Origin of the sequence: Streptomyces sp. XM4193 (assembly GCF_023072595.1) — a bacterium.
Lineage (GTDB): Bacteria > Actinomycetota > Actinomycetes > Streptomycetales > Streptomycetaceae > Streptomyces.
In genome coordinates this window covers 151,551-171,964 of the sequence record NZ_JALLGK010000007.1, presented here as the reverse complement: position 1 = coordinate 171,964, position 20,414 = coordinate 151,551, and the positions used below count along the sequence as shown (strand labels likewise).

The window sequence follows — 20,414 nt, the reverse complement described above, 5'->3', positions numbered from 1 at the left end:
GCCGACAGCAGGCGCGCGATTCCGGTCGCGCGCCCGCCGAACCCTGCCCTGCACCGGCCGGGTACGGGCGTGGACACCCGTGACACGACCTGTGGCACACGACCACCGGACTCCCCGCGGAGTCCCTCGACGGGAGACCAGCATGCGCATCCACCGCGACCGCTCACCGCTCACCGCGGCGCAGCGCGGACTGTGGTCCGCGCAGCGGCTGGACCCCGCGAACCCGGTCTATCTCGCCGCCGAGTACGTCGAGTTGACCGGGCCGCTGGACCGGGACGCGCTTGCCCGGGCGATCACGGAAGCCGTCGGCGAGTGCGAAGGACTCACCGCGCGGTTCGTGCTGGAGACCGCCGGCGGAAGCGGCGCAGCGCGCGGGGCGGCGACGGGCGGCCGGGACGCCGACCACCCGGACGAGGCCGCGCTGGTCCGCCAGGTGCCGGGCGCGCTGGCGCCGTCGGCGCCCGAACAGGTCGACCTGCGCGGCGAGACGCAGCCGCGGTCCGCCGCACTGCGCTGGATGACCGCCGACCGAACCACCGCCGTCGACCTGCTGGACGGCCGGCTCCAGCGCCACGCGCTGCTGCGCGTCGCGGACGACCGCACACTCTGGTACCACCGTGCCCACCACATCCTGTTGGACGGCTACGGATTCGCCCGGTTCGCCGAGCGGGTCGCCGAGCTGTACCGGGCCCGTACCGCCCGTGTGCCCGCACCTGCGGCGTGGTTCGGCACGCTGGCCGAGGCGCTCGCCGCCGACGCCGCCTACCAGGACTCCGAACAGCCGCACCGGGACGCGGAGTTCTGGCACCAGGAGCTGGCCGACCGGCCGCGCCCGGCGACCCTCGCCGCGACCCAGACCACCGGCACCGCCCACACCTTCCACCGTGCCGCAGCCGACCTGCCGCCGGACCTCGCCACCCGGCTCGCGGCGCTCGCCGACCGGGCGAGGGCGACCTGGCCGGAGGCGGTAACGGCTGCCTGGGCGCTCTACCTGGCCCGGCACGCCCAGACCTCCGAGGCGGTGCTCGGCATGCCGGTCACCAACCGGTCCGGCAGCTCCCTGACCCGTACGCCGCTCACCGCCGTCAACGTCCTCCCGCTGCGTGTCGTGGTCCGCGAGGACCGGCCGCTGGAGGAACTGCTGCGGGACGTCGTCCGCCGGATGCGGCGCCAGCGCCGACACCAGCGCTACCGCGGCGAACAACTCCGGCGCGATCTGGGGCTGTTCGGCTCCGGCCGCCGCCTGGTCGGCCCGCAGCTCAACATCAAGCCCTTCCCGGCCGAGCTCTCCTTCGGAGAGTGCACCGCCACCACGCACTACCTCGCCGCGGGCGCGGTGGAGGATCTCACCGTCAACCTCACCGCCCGGACGCAGGACACCGGAACGGGCGGCGCCGGCGGACTGGAACTGACCGTCGACGCCAACCCCGAGCTGTACGGCGCGGCCGAAACCGCCGTGCACGCCGCCCGGTTCGCCGCGCTGCTGGTCCGTCTGGCCGACGCCGACCCGCGGCAGCCGGTCGCCGCGCTGCGCACCGCGACCCCCGAGGAGGAGCGGCTGGCCCTCTCGCTCGCCGCTCCCGAGGCGGGTGCCGAGGAGACGCCGGCTCCCGACCTGGTGGACGGATTCGCCGCCCAGGTGCGGCGCACACCGCGGGCGGTCGCCCTGCGCTGCGGCGAACGAAGCCTGGACTACCGGGAGTTGGACGAACGTGTCAGCCGACTGGCCGCCGTGCTGCGGGACCGGGGCGCCCGGCGGGGCCGGCTGGTCGCCGTCGCGCTGCCGCGCACCGAAGCGCTGCCGATCGCTCTGCTCGCCGTCGCCCGAACCGGCGCCGGCTATGTGCCGCTCGACCCCGACTACCCCGCGCCGCGGCTGCGCCACATGCTCACCGACAGCGACCCCGTGCTGCTGGTCACCGACAGCCGCGAGCGCGCCGCCCGTTGGGCGCCCGCACCGCCGGTGCTGACCGTGGGCCCGGACGGCGCGGCCGACCGCGACCCGCAGGGCGCGACCGACCGCCCGCCGCACGACAACACCGTGCGCACCGACGACGCACACAGTCCCGACCGGACCGCGGACGGCGCCGCGGCCGACTCGGGCGCGCCCGGCGCGCACCACCCGGCCGACCCCGCGTACGTCATCTACACCTCGGGCTCCACCGGGCTGCCCAAGGGCGTCGTGGTTCCGCGCGGTGCGCTCGCCAACTTCCTCGCGGCGATGGCCGCCGTGCTCCGACCCGCGCCGCACGAGCGGCTGCTCGCCGTCACGACCGTCTCCTTCGACATCGCCGCGCTGGAGCTCTTCCTCCCGCTGCACCACGGCGGCACGGTCGTGCTGGCCGACACCGCACAGGTCCGCGACCCCTTCGCGCTCGCCGCGCTGGTGCGTGCGACCGGCCCCACGCTGATGCAGGCGACCCCCTCGCTGTGGCGGGTGCTTGCCGAGGTGGCCGGGCCCGAGGACCTGCGGGGCACCGTGGTGATCAGCGGCGGCGAGGCGCTGCCGCCGGACCTGAGCCGCACCCTCGCGGCCCTCGGCGCCGGACTGGTCAACCTCTACGGGCCCACCGAGACCACGATCTGGTCCACCGCCGCCGTACTGGACGGGCACCAGCCCCCGCACGCGGGCCGCCCGGTGCGCCGCACCCGTGTCCATGTGCTCGACCGCACCCTCGCACCGCTGCCGACCGGCGCCCTCGGCGAAGTGCACCTGGCCGGCGACGGAGTCGCGCACGGCTACCTCGGCCGTGCGGCGCTGACCGCCGAACGCTTCGTCGCCGACCCCTACGGTCCGCCCGGCTCCCGCCTCTACCGCACCGGCGACCTCGCCAGGCTCCGTGCGGACGGCACCCTGGAGATCGTCGGACGCGCCGACCAGCAGGTGAAGATCCGCGGCCACCGGGTCGAACCCGGCGAGATCGAGGCCGCGTTGACGGAACACCCGGACGTGCGCGAGGCCGCGGTGGTGGCACGGCCGTCGCCCGGCGGGGAGCACGTGCTGGTCGCCCACCACACGGGCACCGCCGACATCGCGGAACTCCGTGCGCACCTCACCGCGCGGCTGCCCCGTCACCTGGTGCCCGCGGCCTTCGTCCAACTGCCCGAACTGCCCCGCACCCCGAACGGGAAGATCGACCGGTCCGCGCTCCCGGACCCCGCGACCACCGCGTCGCCGCGCGAACCCGGCGCGCCCGCGACCGCCACCGAGGCGCTCCTGTGCCGACTCTTCGCCGAGGTGCTGGGCCGCCCGGAGGTGGGCGCCGGCGAGGACTTCTTCCTGCTCGGCGGCGACTCGCTGACCGCCGCCCGGCTGGTGACCGCACTGCGCGCGGCAGCCGGTGTCGAACTGCCAGTGCGCGCCCTCTTCGACCTGCCGACCGCCGCCGGCCTCGCGCCGCGCGTGGAGCGGGCGTCCGCCGCCCGCCCGCCGCTGCGGCGCCTGGCACGTCCCGCCCGGCTGCCGCTCTCCTCGCAGCAGCAGCGGCTGTGGTTCCTGCACCACACCGCCGAGCGGTCCGACGGCTCCTACCACGTCCCGCTCGCGGTGGATCTGGCTCGGGCCCCCGAACTGCCCGCGCTGCGCCGGGCGTTGGACGATCTGCTGGAGCGCCACCAGGTGCTGCGCACGGTCTTCCCCAGCGAGGACGGCCAGGCGCACCAGCAGGTGCTGCCGGTGGAACTCGCCCGACCGGAGATCACGGTGCACACCCTGTCGCCCCAGGTGGCCGCCGACCCCGCGCAACGCGCCGACGCGGTGCGACAGGAGGCGGTACGTCCCTTCGCACTGGAGTCCCGGGCGCCCCTGCGCCTCGCACTCTTCTCGCCCGACACCGGCTCACGACCCGACTCCGGCCCGGTCTCCGACACCGACACCGGCTCCGACGCGGCGTCCGCGGAGGCCGGCGGCACCGCCGTGCACACGCTCCTGCTGGTGCTCCACCACATCGCGGGCGACGAGTGGTCGCTCCCCGTCCTGCTGCGCGATCTGGCCGCGGCGTACGAGGCCCGAACAGCCGGCCGCGGCCCTGACCGGGAGCCCCTGCCGGTCGACTACGCCGACTACACCCTCTGGCAGCACCGCAACTCCGCACAGGTGGAGCGCGACCAGGCGGCGTACTGGCGGGAGCGTCTGTCCGGTGCCCCCGAGCACCTGGACCTGCCGTGGGCGGCGGACCGTCCCGAGGAGGCGGGAGGCGCGGCGCGCACCGCGGACTTCGCCCTCCCGCCGGCGCTGTGCGCACGGGTCTCGGACCTCGCTCTGCGCAGCCGCACCAGCCACTTCATGGTGCTGCACGCCGCGTTCGCCGCGACCCTCGCCCAACTGGGCTGCGGCGAGGACATCGTGCTCGGCGCCCCGGTCGCCGGACGCGAGGACCAGGCGCTGCGCGAGAGCGTGGGCCTGTTCATCAACACCCTGGTGCTGCGCACCGACCTGTCCGGCACGCCCGACTTCCACACGCTGCTGGAGCGCGTCCGCGAGGACGACCTCGGCGCGCTCGCCCACCAGGAGATCCCCTTCGAGCGGGTGGTGGCGGAGCTGAACCCGGCCAGGCGGCCCGGGGTGACGCCGCTCTTCCAGGTGCTCTTCGCGGTCCGCGAGGAGTTCGGCGACACACCGGTGCTGCCCGGTCAGGTCGGCAGACCGCGGCTGGTGTCCACCGGAGCTGCCAAGTTCGACCTCCAGTGCACCCTGACCGAGCACGCGGCCGGCGGCGTCACCGGAAGCCTGGAGTACCGCGCCGCACTGTGGGACGACGAGGCCGCCGACGCGTTCGCCGCCGCCTATCTGCGGATGCTGGAGCACGTCGTCGGCTCGCCGGAACGCCCGGTGGCCGAGGCCGATCTGCGCACGCCGGCCCAGCGCGCGCGGGAGGACGAAGCCGTACGCGCCGTCGCGCACCCCGTACCGCGCACCCGCACCGCGCTGCTCTGCGCCGAACAGGCCGCCCGCACCCCTGACCGCACCGCCCTGGTTCGGGGCGAAACCCGGTACAGCTACCGCGAGTTGGACGACCGTTCCGCACGCCTCGCCCGGCTGCTGGCCGAGCGCGGAGCCGGCCCCGGCACTCTGGTGGGCGTGTCGCTGCCGCGCGGCCCCGAACTGCTCGTCGCCCTGCTCGCGGTCGGCCGCACCGGCGCGGCCTATCTGCCCGTCGACCCGGACTTCCCCGCCGCCCGGATCCGGCTGCTGCTCGCCGACGCCGACCCGGCGCTGCTGGTGACCGACCTCGCCACCTCCCGTGCGCTGGAGTCGACGGAGGCCGACGCACCGGCGGACCGCACCGTGCTGCTGGACGATCCGCGCACCGCCGCGGCGGTGGAGCGCTGCCGTCCGCTCCCGCCCGCGCCCGCAGGACACCCCGACCGGCCCGCGTACGTGATCCACACCTCCGGCTCCACCGGTCGCCCCAAGGGCGTGGTGGTCACCGAGCACGCGGTGGTCAACTTCCTGCTCTGCCTCGCCGAGGAGCTGGAGTTCCGCGGACGGGAGCGGCTGCTCGCGGTGACCACGGTCGGCTTCGACATCGCGGTGCTGGAACTCTTCCTGCCGCTGATCACCGGCGGCACCGTGATCCTCGCCGACCGCGAGGAGGTACTGGATCCGGCGCTGCTCGCGGCCCGGCTCACCTCGTCGCGCGCCACCGTCGTCCAGGCGACCCCGTCGCTGTGGCGGGCCCTGGTCGACTCCGCGCCGCAGACGCTGCGCGGAGTGCTCGCGCTGGCGGGCGGCGAGCCCCTGCCGCCGGACCTGGCGCGGCGGTTGAACGAGTGCGGCGCCGAACTCGTCAATCTCTACGGCCCGACCGAGACCACCATCTGGTCGACGGTGGCGGCGCTGGACGCGGACGCCTCGCACGCCCCGCACATCGGGGAGCCGCTGTGGAACACCCGGGCCCGGCTGCTGGGGCCGGGGCTCGCCCCGGTCGCCGACGGGGTGGCAGCCGAACTCCACCTGGCCGGCGACGGGTTGGCGCTGGGCTACCTCGGCCGCCCCGGCGCGACCGCCGAGCGCTTCGTCGCCGACCCCTTCGGCCCGCCCGGCGCACGTCTCTACCGCACGGGCGACATGGCCCGCCGCCGTCCCGACGGCACCCTGGAGATCCTCGGCCGCGCCGACCACCAGGTGAAGATCCGCGGCCACCGCGTCGAGCCCGGCGAGGTCGCCGCCGTGCTCAGGGAGGACCCGAGGGTGACGGACGCCGCGGTCCTCGCGAGGCACGAACCGGGCGCGCCCGCACCGCAGTTGGTCGCCTACCTCGTCGGGCTGCCCGGTGAGGGGGCGGCTCGGGAGGCGGCCGCCCGCGAGGTCCGCGAGTCGCTGACCGCACGACTGCCCGAGTACCTGGTGCCGGCCTTCTGCGTGCCGCTGGACGCACTGCCGCTCACGCCCAACGGCAAGCTCGACCGTGCGGCGCTGCCCGCACCGCGCGCCGCCGCACCCGCGGCCGGCCGTGCACCGCAGGGCCAGCGCGAGGAACTGCTCGCCGCGCTCTTCGCCGAACTGCTCGGCGTGGAGACAGTCGGCGCCGAGGACGACTTCTTCGCACTCGGCGGACACTCGCTGCTCGCGGCCCGGCTCGCGGGCCGCGCCGCCTCGGTGCTCGGCCACGCCCCGAGCGTGCGACAGATCTTCGACAGCCCGACGGTGGCCGGTCTGGCGGCCCGGACGGCCTCCTCCGCCGGCCAACTGCCGCCGCTGGTGCGCGGACCCCGCCCGGGGCGTCCGCCGCTCTCGCCCGCGCAGTCCAGGCTGTGGTTCCTCGACCGGTTCCGCCGGGAGCAGGCCGGATCGCAGTCGCAACAGCTCCCCGCGCCGGACGCGTACCTGCTTCCCTTCGTGCTCACCCTCACCGGCGAGGTGGACCTCGACGCGCTGCTCGCCGCCTGCGAGGACCTGGTGGAGCGGCACGAGGTGCTGCGCACGGTCTTCCCGGAGGCGGAGGGTGTGCCGTACCAGCGCGTGCTCACCCGCGGCGCGCCGGTGGAGGTGCACGAGGACGCCGGCGCGGACAGTGCCGCCCTGCTGGACCGGCTCAGCCGAACTCCCTTCGATCTGGCCGTCGAACCGCCCCTGCGCATCACGGTCCTGCGCGCCCCGGGCACCGTCACCGTGCTCCTGCTGCTCCACCACATCGCGGGCGACGAGTGGTCGGCGGGACCGCTGCTCACCGATCTGGCCACCGCGCACCGCGCGCGCCGCAGCGGCGAGCGCCCGGACTTCGCCCCGCTGCCGGTCGACTACGCCGACTACGCGCGCTGGTGCGCAGAACTCGCCGACGGCGGCCACCACGCGCACGAGCTCGCCCACTGGCGCGAGGTCCTGGCGGGCGCACCCGCGGAGCTGAGGCTTCCGGCGGACCGCCCCCGCCCCGCGAGGCCCAGTGGCCGGGGAGGCTATGTCCCCTTCACCGTGCCCGGCGAAGTCGCCGAAGGCGTGCGGCAGTTGGCCCGCGAAGCGGGTGTCACCCCGTTCATGGTGGCGCAGGCCGCGCTGGTGACGCTGCTGCACGGGCTCGGCGCGGGCGAGGACATCCCGCTGGGTGTGCCGACGGCCGGCCGCGGGCCGAGCACCGAGCCGCTGGTCGGCTTCTTCGTCAACACACTGGTGCTGCGCACCGATCTGAGCGGCGACCCCTCCTTCCGCGAACTGCTGGAACGCGTGCGCGCGGTGGACCTGGACGCCTTCGACCACGCCGAGGTGCCCTTCGAGAAGGTGGTCGAGGAGCTCAACCCCGCCCGTTCGGCGGCCAATCCGCTCTTCCAGGTGATGCTGACCCACCAGAACCGCACCGCACCGCCGTTCGAGGTGCCCGGCGTGCACGCCGAGCTGGAGCTGAGGCAGACCCCCACTGCCAAGTTCGACCTCGTCGTCGGTTTCACCGACCACCTGGACACCGGGGCCCTGGACGGCGCGGTCAACTACAGCGCCGACCTCTTCGAGGAGTCGACCGCCGCCGAGTTCGCCGAGCGCCTGACCCGGCTGCTGGCGCAGGCCGTCGCGGAGCCGGGCGCCCGGCTCCGCGAACTGGGCGTACTGCTGCCGGGGGAGCGCCGCACCCTGCTGCGCGAGTGGAACCCCGACGGCAGCGCGCCCGCCGCGGCGCCCGACCCGGTGGAGCGCTTCGCCGCCCGTGCCGCCGCCCGGCCGCAGGCGCCGGCCCTCACCCACGGCACGACCACCGTGACCTACGGGGAGTTGGAGCGGCGCAGCAATGTGCTCGCCCGCCGGATGATCGCCCGCGGCGCCGGGCCCGAGGAGCGGATCGCCCTGCTGGTCGGGCGTTCGACCGCGCTGGTCGAAGCGGTGCTGGCCACGGCCAAGTCCGGTGCCGCCTATGTGCCGGTCGACGCCGCACAGCCGGCGCGGCGGATCGCCGAGATCCTGGCCGACGCCGCTCCCGCGCTGGTGGTGGCCGACCCCGTCACCGCCGCGGCCGTGCCCGAGGGACTGCCGCTGCTGATCCTGGACTCCGACGGCTCCTCCGCCACCTCGGCCGCCACCGGAACCGAAGCCGCCACCGGTACCGGGGCCGCCACCGAAGCCGCCACCGCCACCGGCGGGGCGCGGACGGCGGAGAGCCACCCCGACGGCCCGCTGCGCGAGGACGAACTCCGGGCGCCCGTGAGCCCCGAGAACGCCGCCTACCTCATCTACACCTCCGGCTCCACCGGCCGGCCCAAGGGCGTGGTCGTCACCCGCCGCAACCTCGCCCGGCTCTTCGACGCCACCGCCGAACGCTTCGCCTTCGGCGAGCGGGACGTGTGGACCCTGTGCCACTCGCAGGCGTTCGACTTCTCCGTCTGGGAGATGTGGGGCGCGCTGCTGCACGGCGGCCGACTGGTCGTGGTCGACCGCGAAACCACCCGCTCCGCGCCGGAGTTGCTGGCGCTGCTGCACACCGAGCGGGTCACCGTGCTCAACCAGACCCCGGCCGCCTTCCGGCAGCTCACCGAAGCGCTTGCCGCGCCCGGTTCGCCCGGCCCTGCGCCCGAGCTGCGCTGGATCGTCTTCGGCGGCGAGGCCCTGGACCCCGCCACCGTGCTGCCCTGGCTGGGACGGCCCGGTGCGCCGCGACTGCTGAACATGTACGGCATCACCGAGACCACCGTGCACGTCACCGAGTTCGAGCTCACCACCGGCACGGTGCGCGAGGCCGAGGCGCTGGGCGTCTCGCCCGTCGGACGCGCCCTGCCGGACCTGGCGCTGTACGTGCTCGACGCCGCACTGCGCCCGGTCCCGCCGGGAGTCACCGGCGAGCTGTACGTCGCCGGGCCGGGACTGGCACGCGGCTACCGCGACCGCCACGGCCTGACCGCCGAGCGCTTCGTCGCCGACCCGTTCGGTGCGCCCGGAACCCGGATGTACCGCAGCGGCGACCTGGCGCGCTGGTCCCGCGGCGGCCGGCTGCACTATCTGGGACGTGCCGACAGCCAGATCTCGCTGCGCGGCTTCCGGGTGGAACCCGGCGAGATCGAGGCCGTGCTCGGCGCCCACGGCGCCACCCAGGCGGCCGTCGTCCTGCGCGAGGACCTGCCGACCGGACCCGGCCTGGTCGCCTACACCGTGGGCGGGCCGGACGGCCCCGCGCTGCGCCGGGCCTGCGCGGACGCGCTGCCCGACCACATGGTGCCCACCGCCTTCGTCGCGCTGGAGACCCTCCCGCTGACGGCGAACGGCAAGCTCGACCGCGGCAGGCTCCCGCTGCCCGAACGCACCGGGACCACCGGCGGCCGAGCACCCCGCACCGAGAACGAGCGGGTGCTCGCCGAGCTCTACCAACGGGTGCTCGGCTGCGGACCGGTCGGCCCCGACGACGACTTCTTCGCGCTAGGCGGCCACTCGCTGCTCGTCACCCGCCTCGCGGGGCTGGTGCGCGAGCGGTTCGGAGCGGACGTGGGGGTGCGCACGCTCTTCGAGGCGCGCACCGTCGGCGCACTGGCCGAGCGGCTCCTGGAGGCCGAGCGCGACCGGCGGCCCGTACCGCCCCCGCTCACCCGCGCCGTGCAGCGGCCCGACCCGCTGCCGCTCGCTCCCGCACAGGCCAGGCTCTGGTTCCTGCACCGGCTCGCCGGTTCCGCGCCCACCTACACGGTGCCGCTGCTGCTGCGGCTGGGGGACACCGTCGACACCGCGGCGCTGACGACGGCGCTCGCGGCGCTGACCGGCAGGCACGAGATCCTGCGGACCGTCCACCCCGAGCACGAGGGCCGGCCGGCACAGGTCGTCCTGCCCTCCTTCGCGCCGACGGTGCACCCGCACGAGGTGAGCGCCGGACAGGACGTCCGCGACCTCGCTCGCGCACTGGCCGCCGACGAGTTCGACCTGGAGACCGAACCGCCGCTGCGCGCCCACCTGTTGACCGAACCGGCCACCGCACGGCGCAGCCTGCTGCTGGTGCTGCACCACCTCGCCTTCGACGAGTGGTCCACGGGCCCGCTCGTGCGCGACCTCGAAGCGCTCTACGGGTCGGCGGTGCGCACCGGCACCGCGACCGCGCCCGGCGACCCGCTCCAGTACGCCGATTACACGCTCTGGCAGCGGCGCCATCTGGACGCCGCGCAGGAGCAGTTGCTCGCGCACTGGCGCGCCGCGCTGGCGGGGGCGCCGGCCGAGATCGCGCTGCCGCTGGACCGGCCCCGGCCCGAGGAGGTCGACCAGCGGGGCGACTCGGCCGAGTTCACGGTCCCCGCGGCCGTGCACCGGGCAGCCGCCCGCCTCGCCGAGGAGAGCGGTGCCACCCTGTTCATGACGCTCCAGGCGGCCCTGGGCGCCCTGCTGACCGCCCACGGAGCAGGCACCGACCTGCCGATCGGCACCGTGGTCAGCGCACGCGTCGCCCCGGCGCTGGCGGACGTCGTCGGCCTGGTGGCCAACACCGTGGTGCTGCGCACCGACACCTCCGGCGACCCGACCTTCCGCGAACTCCTCGAACGGGTGCGCGCCCGGGACCTGGAGGCGTTCGACCACGCCGAACTGCCCTTCGAGCAGCTGGTGGACGCGCTCGCCCCCGAACGCTCCCTCTCCCGGCACCCGCTCTTCCAGGTCGCCCTGGTGCACCAGCGCGAGCCCGCCGCGGGCGAGTCGGCGGACGGAGCCCTGATCGCCGCCACGTCCGACGGCGCCGCCGGGGTGGAGCTGGTGGAGACCCGCGGCGCCAAGTTCGACCTCACCCTCGCGGTGGTCGAACGCGCCGGCACCGACGGGCTCCGTGCGGCGCTCAACCACCGCACCGCGCTCTTCGACCGGGCGACCGCGCAGGCCCTCGGCCGCCGGTTCACCCTGCTGCTCAACTGGCTGTGCGCCCACCCCGACCGCCCGATCGGCTCGGCTCCGGTGCTGGAGGAGTCCGAGCGCGGCAGGGTGCTGCGCGAGGCCACGGGCCCCGCGGTCCACGAGGAGCCCGCCACGCTGCCCGAGCTGGTGCGCGCCCAGTGCGCCCGCACCCCGGAGGCCGAGGCGCTGCGCGCGGGCGAACGCAGCTGGACCTGCGCCGAGTTCGACACCGAGGCCGACCGGCTCGCCGGTCTGCTCGCCGAGTGCGGCGCGGGACGCGGCAGCGTGGTCGCGGTGGCGCTGCCTCGCTCCGCCGAGCTGGTGCTCGCGCTGCACGCCGTGCAGCGGGCCGGCGCCGCGTACCTCCCGATCGACCCCGAGCAGCCGCTCGTGCGCAACGCGGCGCTGCTCGCCGACTCCGGCGCCCGGGTGCTGATGGGCGCACCGGCCGACACCCGCACGCTCGACCCCGAGCGGCGGCTCCAGCACCTCGACCCCGCCGCCGACCGGGTGCCCGCGGCCTCCGCCCGCCCGGTCGGACCGCGGCCCGAGGACCCCGCCTATCTGCTCTTCACCTCGGGGTCCACCGGCCGGCCCAAGGGCGTGGCCGTGAGCCACGCGGCGATCGTCAACCGCCTGCGCTGGGCCCAGGACCGCCATCGGCTGTCGGCCTCGGACCGGGTGCTGCTGAAGACCCCGGCCGGTTTCGACGTCTCGGTGTGGGAGCTGTTCTGGCCGCTGCTGTCCGGTGCCGTGCTCGTCGTGGCCGGCCCGCAGGACCACCGCGACCCGGCCGCCCTCGCGGCGCTGGTGCGTCGACACCGCGTCACCACCGTGCACTTCGTGCCCTCGATGCTGACCGCCTTCACCGCTGTCGCCACCACCGAGGACTGCGCGACCCTGCGCCGGGTGCTGTGCAGCGGCGAGACGCTGCCGGCCGCGGCCGTGGCGGCCCTGTGGAAGCCGGCCCCGCACGTGCGGGTGGAGAATCTGTACGGTCCCACCGAGGCCGCGGTGGACGTCACCGCGCACACCGTGACCCGGCAGGACGTCGACGCCGGCCGGGTGCCGATCGGCCGACCGGTGTGGAACACCCGGACGCTGGTGCTCGACGACCGCCTGCGGCCGGCGCCGCCGGGAGTCCCGGGCGAGCTCTACCTCGCCGGAACACAGCTGGCGCTCGGCTACTTCGGGCGTCCGGCCCAGACCGCCGAACGCTTCACCGCCGACCCGTGGGGCCCGCCCGGCTCCCGGCTCTACCGCACCGGAGACCTCGCGCGGCTGCGGCGGGACGGGGTGCTCGAACACCTCGGCCGAGTCGACGACCAGGTCAAGCTGCGCGGCCAGCGCGTCGAACCCGGAGAGATACGCGCCGTGCTGGAGGACCACCCCGCCGTACTGCACAGCGCCGTGGTCGTCCATCGCGAGCAGTCCACCGGGGCCGAGCACCTGGTGGCGCACGTGGTGCCGCGCGGAGCCGGCGCAAACGCCGAACCGGCCGTCCCCGAGGGGCTTCCGGAGCATCTGGCCGAACGGCTTCCGGCCCACATGGTGCCCACCGCGCTGATCGCGCTCGCCGAACTCCCCACCACCGCCAACGGAAAGCTCGACCGCGCGGCGCTCCCCGCGCCCGTCCTGCGCTCCGAGGAGCCCTGGACCGCGCCGTCCGGCCCCGAGGAGGAACTGCTCGCCGGTCTCGTCGCCGAGCTGCTGGGAGCCGACCGGGTGGGAGCGCACGACAGCTTCTTCGCGCTGGGCGGCGACAGCATCCTGTCCATCCAACTGGTCTCCGCCGCACGGAAGTCGGGCCTGCGGTTCACCCCGCAGGACGTCTTCCGCCGCAAGACGGTCGCCGGCCTGCTCGCGGTCGCCGAGCGCTCCGCCGCCCCGGCCCCGGCCCCGGCCGCCGGGCAGGACGAGGACGGGCCCTGGCCGCTCACCCCGCTCCAGGAGGGCCTGTTCTTCCTCTCCCGGTACGCCACCGACGAGGGCGCGCCGGGGGCACAGGAGCCGGACGCAGCCCTGGACGTCTACCAGGTGCAGGCGGTGCTCCACCTCACCGGCGACGTGGACGGTGCCCGCCTGCGGGCGGCGCTGCGGACCGTCATGGACCGGCACGCCCCGCTGCGCACCGCCTTCACCGCCGACGCGGACGGCCACCGCCAACGGGCGATGCACGACGTCGAACCCGCCTTCGAGGAGGTCGACCTCGCCCGCCGCAAGCCCCGGGACCGAGAACGCCGGTTGCGCCGCCGGATCGAGGACGAACGCGTACAGCGCTTCGACCTCGGCGCACCCCCGCTGCTGCGCGCCGTACTGCTGCGCACCGGGCCGCAGGCCGCCGAACTGGTGCTGACCGGTCACCACCTGGTGCTCGACGGCTGGTCGATGCCGCTGCTGGTGCGCGAGCTGCTGTACGCGTACGGCGGTGCGGCGCTGCCCCCGGCGCCGCACTACCCGTCCTATCTGCGCTGGCTCGCCGACCGCGACCGCGACGCCGCCACGGCCGCCTGGCGCACGGCGCTGGAGGGCGTCGAGGAACCCACCCGCCTGGTGCCCGGGGACCGCGGCGAACCGGAGCTGCCGGAGCAGCACACGCTGCGGCTGGACGCCGAACTCACCGGTGCGCTGGGCGAGTTCGCACGTCGGCACGAGCTGACGCTGGCCACGCTGCTGCGCACCGCCTGGGCGCTCGTGCTCGGCTCGCTGACCGGTCGCCGCGACCTGGTGTTTGGCACCGTGGTCTCCGGCCGCCCCGCGGAGGTGGAGTCCGCGGACGCGATGGTCGGACTCTTCGTGAACACCGTGCCCGTACGGGTGGTGCTGCGGCCCCGCGAGAGCCTGCGCGCGCTGCTCGAACGCGTCCAGGACGAGTCGACGGCGCTGCTGCCGCACCAGCACCTGGGGCTTGCGGACATCCAGCGCACAGTCGGCCGCGGGCCGCTCTTCGACACCCTCACGGCGCTGGAGAACTACCCGGCCGAGAGCCCGTCCCGGCTGGGAGAGGCCGCGGGCCTCGGACTCAGCGGCGTGGACGGCTGGGACGCCACGCACTACCCGGTCACCTTCGTCGCCGTGCCCGGCCGCGAACTGACCCTGCGCGTCTCCCACCGGCCCCGCGCGGTCACCGCCGCACAGGCGGCGCTGCTGTGCGAACGGGTGCGCGAAACGCTGCGCACCCTGGTCGAGGCACCCGAACTCCCGCTCGCGGCCCTCGACCCGCTGACCGCCGGCGAACGCGAGGCACTGCCCGCGCTGCGCACCGGACCCGCCGCGGCACCGCCCAGGACCTGGGCGCAGCTGGTCGCCGAACAGACGGCCGCACGGCCCGACGCCACCGCGGTGGAGAGCCCCGACGAGCGGCTGAGCTACGCCGAACTGCTCGTCCGCGCCGACCGGTTGGCACAGCGGCTGCGCGCCGCGGGCGCCGCCGCCGGGCAGCTGGTCGCGGTCGCGCTGCCGCGCGGGGTGCCACTGGTGGTCGCCGGCCTCGCCGTCCAGCGCCTCGGCGCGGCGCAGCTGCCCATCGACCCCGACTATCCGCCGGAGCGGATCGCGCACATGCTGCACGACGCGCGGCCCGCGCTGCTCGTCACCGCGAGCGACCTGGCCGCACGCTTCCCCGGCGCACTCCTCGTCGACGAGCCGGACACCTCCACCACGGCGGCCGACACCCGGGCCGACGCCGCCGAGACCCCGGCCCCCACCACCGCGGGCACCCGGGCCGTCCCCGACGCGGCGCAGGCACCGGGGCCCGACCACCCCGCGTACGTCATCTACACCTCCGGCTCGACCGGACGCCCCAAGGGCGTGGTCACCACCCACCGCGGGCTTGCCTCCCTGGCCGCCGCCCAGATCGAACGTTTCGCGCTGGACGCCGACAGCCGAGTGCTGCAACTCGCCTCGCCGTCCTTCGACGCCTCCGTGATGGAGACGCTGATGGCGCTGGCGAGCGGTGCCACCCTGGTGGTGCCCGAACCGGGGCCGCTGGCCGGGCGGTTGCTCGGCGAGACGCTGGCCGCCCGGAGGATCAGCCACGCGCTGGTGCCGCCCACCTCGCTGACCGGACTGGAGCCGCAGGGCCTGGAGTGCCTGCGCACCCTGATCGTCGGCGGCGAGGCGTGCCCGCCGCCGCTCGTCGCCCGGTGGGCACCGGGCCGCAGGATGGTCAACGCCTACGGCCCGACCGAGGCGACCGCCTGTGTGACGATGAGCGCTCCGCTCGTCCCCGGGGCGGGCGCGCCGATCGGCACCGCCACCGACGGAGTGCGGCTGCACGTCCTCGACGACCTGCTGCGGCCGGTACCGGCCGATGTGGTGGGGGAGCTGTACGTCGCCGGACCGGGTGTCGCCCAGGGCTACCTCGGCCGCCGGGCGCTGACCGCGGCACGTTTCGTGCCCGAGCCGGACGGTCCGCCCGGCGCCCGGATGTACCGCACCGGTGACCGGGTCTCCCGGGGCGCGGACGGTGTGCTGCACCACCACGGACGCAGCGACGACCAGGTCAAGATCCGGGGCTTCCGGATCGAGCCGGGCGAGATCACCGCCGTGCTGCACGCCCTTCCCGAGGTCCGCTCCGCCGCCACGGTCGTGCGCGAGGAGCCGGGCGGACCGCGGCGACTGGTCGGTTACCTCGTACCGGCCGGACCGCAGGGCGTGGACACCGAGTCCGTGCGCTCCGCGCTGGCACGCGCACTGCCCGACCACATGGTGCCCAGTGCCCTGGTGGTGCTTGACGCGCTGCCGCTGAGCCCCAACGGAAAGCTGGACCACCGGGCGCTGCCGGCCCCCGACTTCGCCGCCGCCACCGGCGCCGAGGCGCCGCGGGGACCGGTGGAGGAGCGGCTCGCGGAAGCCTTCGCGACGGTGCTGGGCCTGCCCGGTGTCGGCGCGCGGGACAGCTTCTTCGCGCTGGGCGGCGACTCCATCCTCTCCATCCAACTCGTCTCCCGAGCACGGGAGTCCGGGCTCTCGCCGACCCCGCGCGAGGTGTTCGAGGAGCCCACGGTGCGCGGTCTCGCCGCGCTGCTGGCCGCCCGGGGCGAGACCGTGGGCGGCCCGAGAGCGCAGGGGTCCGCCCTGGGACGTGCCACCGGACGCGCACCGCTCACCCCGGTCATGAGGTGGCTGCTGGAGCGCGGCGGGCCGGTCCGGCGCTTCAGCCAGTCGATGCTGCTCACGTTGCCTGCCGGCATCACCGCCGACGAGCTGCACCGGGTGCTGGCGTCGGCGGTGGGCCGCCACGAGGTGCTGCGCGCCCGCTTCCACCCCGCACAGGACACCTTCGAGGTCCCGGCCGAGAGCGAACCGCCGAGTCTGGAGATCCGGGAGGCCGCGCCCGCGGACGAGGCCGCGCTCACCGCGGCGGTGGAGGAGCTGGCCGACGGGCTCGACCCGGAGTCCGGCCGCACCGTACGGGCCCGCGCCCACCTCCCGGCCGACGGCGGCTGCGGCCGACTGCTGCTGGTGATCCACCACTTCGTGGTCGACGGCGTCTCCTGGCGGGTGCTTGCCGACGACCTCGCACAGGCGTGGCAGGAGCTGCGAACGGGGCCCGGCCCCGTGGCGCCGGCCGCCTCCACCCCGTTCCGTGTCTGGGCCGAGGAACTGGGCCGGCTCGCCCCCGGCCGCAGCGATGAGGCGGAGCTGTGGCGGGCCCAGTACCGGGCCGGCGCGGCGATCCCGTCGCCGACCGGTCCACTGCCGCCCGCCGCGCCCGGCGCCTGGGGGACCGTGGGCGAGGCGATGCACCACAGCCAGACACTCGACGCGCCGGTCACCCGCGCACTGCTCGCGGACGCCGCCGCGCGCCACGGCGCACGGGTGCAGGACGTCCTGCTGGCCGCGCTCGCCCGGGCCGTGTGCGCCTGGAGCGGCGAGCAGCACGTCGGCTTCCCGGTGGACGTGGAGGGCCACGGGCGCGAGGAGCAGATCCTGGGCGGCGCGGACCTCTCGCGCACGGTCGGCTGGTTCACCAGCCTCTACCCGGTCGGCCTGGAGGCCCGGGCCGACGAGGACCCCGGCCGCACCGTCGCCCGTACCCGGGACGCGCTGGAACGGCTCCCGGACAGCGGGATCGGGCACGGACTGCTGCGGCACCTGGCCCCCGACCCGGCCGGACTCGACCAACTCCCCGCGCCCGTACTGGCCTTCAACTACCTGGGCCGGTTCGGGGCGGCGACCGCCGCCGCGCAGCGGCCGTGGACGCCGGCGCCCGAAGCCGGTGTGCTCGGTGGCGCCATCGACCCGGAGCTGCCGATGGCCCACGCCCTGGAGGTCAACGCCGTCACCCGGGAGACGCCGGACGGCCCGCAGTTGCACACCCGTTTCACCTGGGCGCCCATCGCGCTCGGCGCCTCGGGCGCCGAGGCCGTGCGCCGACTGGCCGCGCACTGGGCCGCCGCGCTGACCGAACTGGCCGCACCCACCGGCCCGTACGCACCCACCGGCCCGTACGCACCCACCGGCCCGTACGCCGAGCCCGCCGCGGCCACGGAGACGCACGACCCGCACGACCCGGGCCCGGCCGACACCGGCCCGGCGCCCACCACTTCGAGCGCCCGGCCGCCGCTGTCGCCGCTCAGTCCCGAACAGACCGCACGGTTGCGAGAGCGATGGAGGAACAGGTGAGCGTGGAGAACGGGCTGGAGGACATCCTTCCGCTGACACCCCTGCAGGAGGGACTGCTGTTCCACGCCGACCTCTCCGGGGCGACGGCGCTCGACGACGCCGCCGCCGGGGACGGCTCACCCGCGGCCGGCCCGCAGGGGCTGGACGTGTACACGGTGCGGCTGGTCTTCCGGCTCCGCGGCGAGCTGGACTCCACCGCCCTGCGCCGGGCCGTGGACACGGTGCTCACCCGCCATCCCAACCTGCGGGCGGCCTTCCTGCGGGAAGGACTGGAGCGGCCCGTCCAGGCGGTGCCCACCGACTGGACGCTGCCCTGGCGCGAGATCGACCTCTCCGGATCGTCGCAGGAGGAACGGGCCCTGGCCGAGGAGCGGATCCTGGCCGAGGAGCGGGCCCACCGCTTCGACCTCGCCTCGCCCCCGCTGTTGCGCACGACGCTGCTCCACCACGGCGGCGAACAGCACACCCTGGTCCTGAGCGCGCACCACATCCTGCTCGACGGCTGGTCGATGCCGCTGCTCGGCAAGGAGCTCTTCGCCGCCTACGCGCACCACCGCGGAGCCGCCGACGCTCCGAGCCTGCCCGAGGTGCGTCCCTACCGGGACTTCCTGGCCTGGCTCGCGGACCGCGACCGGCCGGCCGCCGAGCTGGCCTGGCGTCGGGAGCTGGCCCGCGTCACCGAGCCGACCCTGCTCGTACCCGCCGCCGGCCGCGCCGCCGTACCGCAGGCACCGTCGGAGTACGAACTGGTGCTGCCGGCCGCGACCGCGGAGGGCCTCGCCCGGCTCGTCTCCTCCGGTGCCCACACCGCCGCCGGCCTCCACCAGGCGGCGTGGGGCATCACCCTGGCCCGCCTCACCGGCCGCTCCGACGTGGTCTTCGGCACCACGGTCTCCGGCCGCCCGGCCGAACTCGACGGCGTCGAGCGAATGATCGGCCTGTTCATCAACACCCTGCCGGTGGCCGTGCACGCACCGCCGCACGCCGCGCTCGGCGCGACCGCCCTGGCCGTGCGCGGCAGTCAGACCGCGCTGCTGGAGCACCAGCACCTCGGCCTCGCCGCGATCACCGCCTCGGCCGGGCTCGGTGAACTCTTCGACACCCTGCTGGTGGTGGAGAACTTCGGCGTCGACGACGAAGGTCTCGCCCGGGCCCAGCAGGCCGGCGGTCTCACCGTCGAATCGGTGCGCGGCGAGGACGCCACGCACTACCCGCTGACCGTCGTCGTCCAGCCCGGCCCGCAGCCCCGTGCCGCCTTCCGGTACCGACCCGATCTGCTGCCGGCGTCGCGTGTGCAGGCTCTCGCGGCGGCGTACGGCCGGGTGCTGGCCGCGCTGGTGGAGGACCCCGAACAGCCGGTGGGCGCGGTGGAGTTGATCTCCGCACTCGACCGGCGGCGGGTGCTGGAGGACGGCGAGGCCTACGAGACCTTCGCTCCCCGTCCCGGCGGCATCGCCGAGCGGTTCGCCGAAAGCGCCCGCCTCACCCCCGACGCCGTCGCCGTCACCGACGGCGCCCTCTCGCTCGACTACCGCGAGCTGGACGCCCGTTCCGCCCGGCTCGCCCGGCTGCTGGTCGAACACGGCGTGGGGCCGCAGGACCTGGTGGCGCTCTCGCTGCCGCCCTCCGCGCTCCAGATCGTCGCGGTGCTCGGCACGCTGCGTGCCGGCGCGGCGTACCTGCCGCTGCTGCCGGACGCGCCGCCGGAGCGGGTGCGCGACCAACTCGGCGCCGTACGACCGGTGCTGGGCCTCACCACCACGGAACGCGTCGCCGACCTGCCCCCGTCCACGACCTGGCTGGCGCTGGACTCGCCCCCGACCGCGGAGCTGCTGGAGAACGGACCCGGCACCGCTCCGCAGGTCCCGGTCCACCCGCGCTCGCTCGCGTACGTGATCCACACCTCCGGCTCCTCCGGCCGGCCCAAGGCCGTCGCAATCGAGCACCACAACGTGCTGCGACTGCTGGACGCCACCGCCGAGGACTTCGCCTTCGACGGCGAGGACGTGTGGACGCTCTTCCACTCCTACGCCTTCGACTTCTCCGTCTGGGAGATCTTCGGCGCACTGCTGACCGGCGGACGGCTGGTCGTGGTCCCGCGCGAGGTGACCAGGTCGCCCGAGGAGTTCGCGGCGCTGCTGCGCAGGGAGCGGGTGACGGTGCTCAACCAGACGCCCTCCGCCTTCCACCAGCTCGCCGAGACGATCCTCGCCGAGGAGGCGCCCGTGGCGCAGGAGACCGGCGGATCGACGGGTGAACTCTGCCTGCGCACCGTGGTGTTCGGCGGCGAGGCGCTCGATCCGGCGCGGCTGGCTCCCTGGCAGCGCCGCTTCGGCCCGGACGGGCCGGAGCTGGTCAACATGTACGGCATCACCGAGACCACGGTGCACGTCACCCACCACGAACTGCCGGAGCCCGGCGAGGAGCCGGAAGCCCACAGCACGGTGGGCCGGCCGCTGGCCGACCTCGCCGTGCGTGTCCTGGACTCCGCGCTCCGTCCCGTACC

At 75.6% G+C, this 20,414-nt stretch carries 2 protein-coding genes (1 of these 2 only partly in view); both read left to right on the top strand.

Annotation, left to right across the window (positions count from 1 at the left end):
- The first annotated feature begins 142 nt into the window (after positions 1 to 142).
- Entirely contained in the window at positions 143 to 17,908 is a 17,766-nt protein-coding gene (locus MTQ01_RS18900) for a non-ribosomal peptide synthetase (RefSeq protein WP_247491840.1), read from the top strand.
- On the top strand, positions 17,905 to 20,414 hold the beginning of the coding sequence (locus tag MTQ01_RS18895) for a non-ribosomal peptide synthetase (RefSeq protein WP_247491838.1). It continues 13,543 nt past the right edge of the window; only the first 2,510 of its 16,053 coding nucleotides appear in the window; the start codon lies at positions 17,905 to 17,907; its stop codon lies beyond the right edge, outside the window. The genes MTQ01_RS18900 and MTQ01_RS18895 overlap by 4 nt, the downstream gene beginning before the upstream one ends.

What these genes read in the sequence shown, in the direction of transcription:
- MTQ01_RS18900 (WP_247491840.1), top strand. Translation starts at nt 143, where the DNA reads ATGCGCATCCACCGCGACCGCTCACCGCTCACCGCGGCGCAGCGCGGA.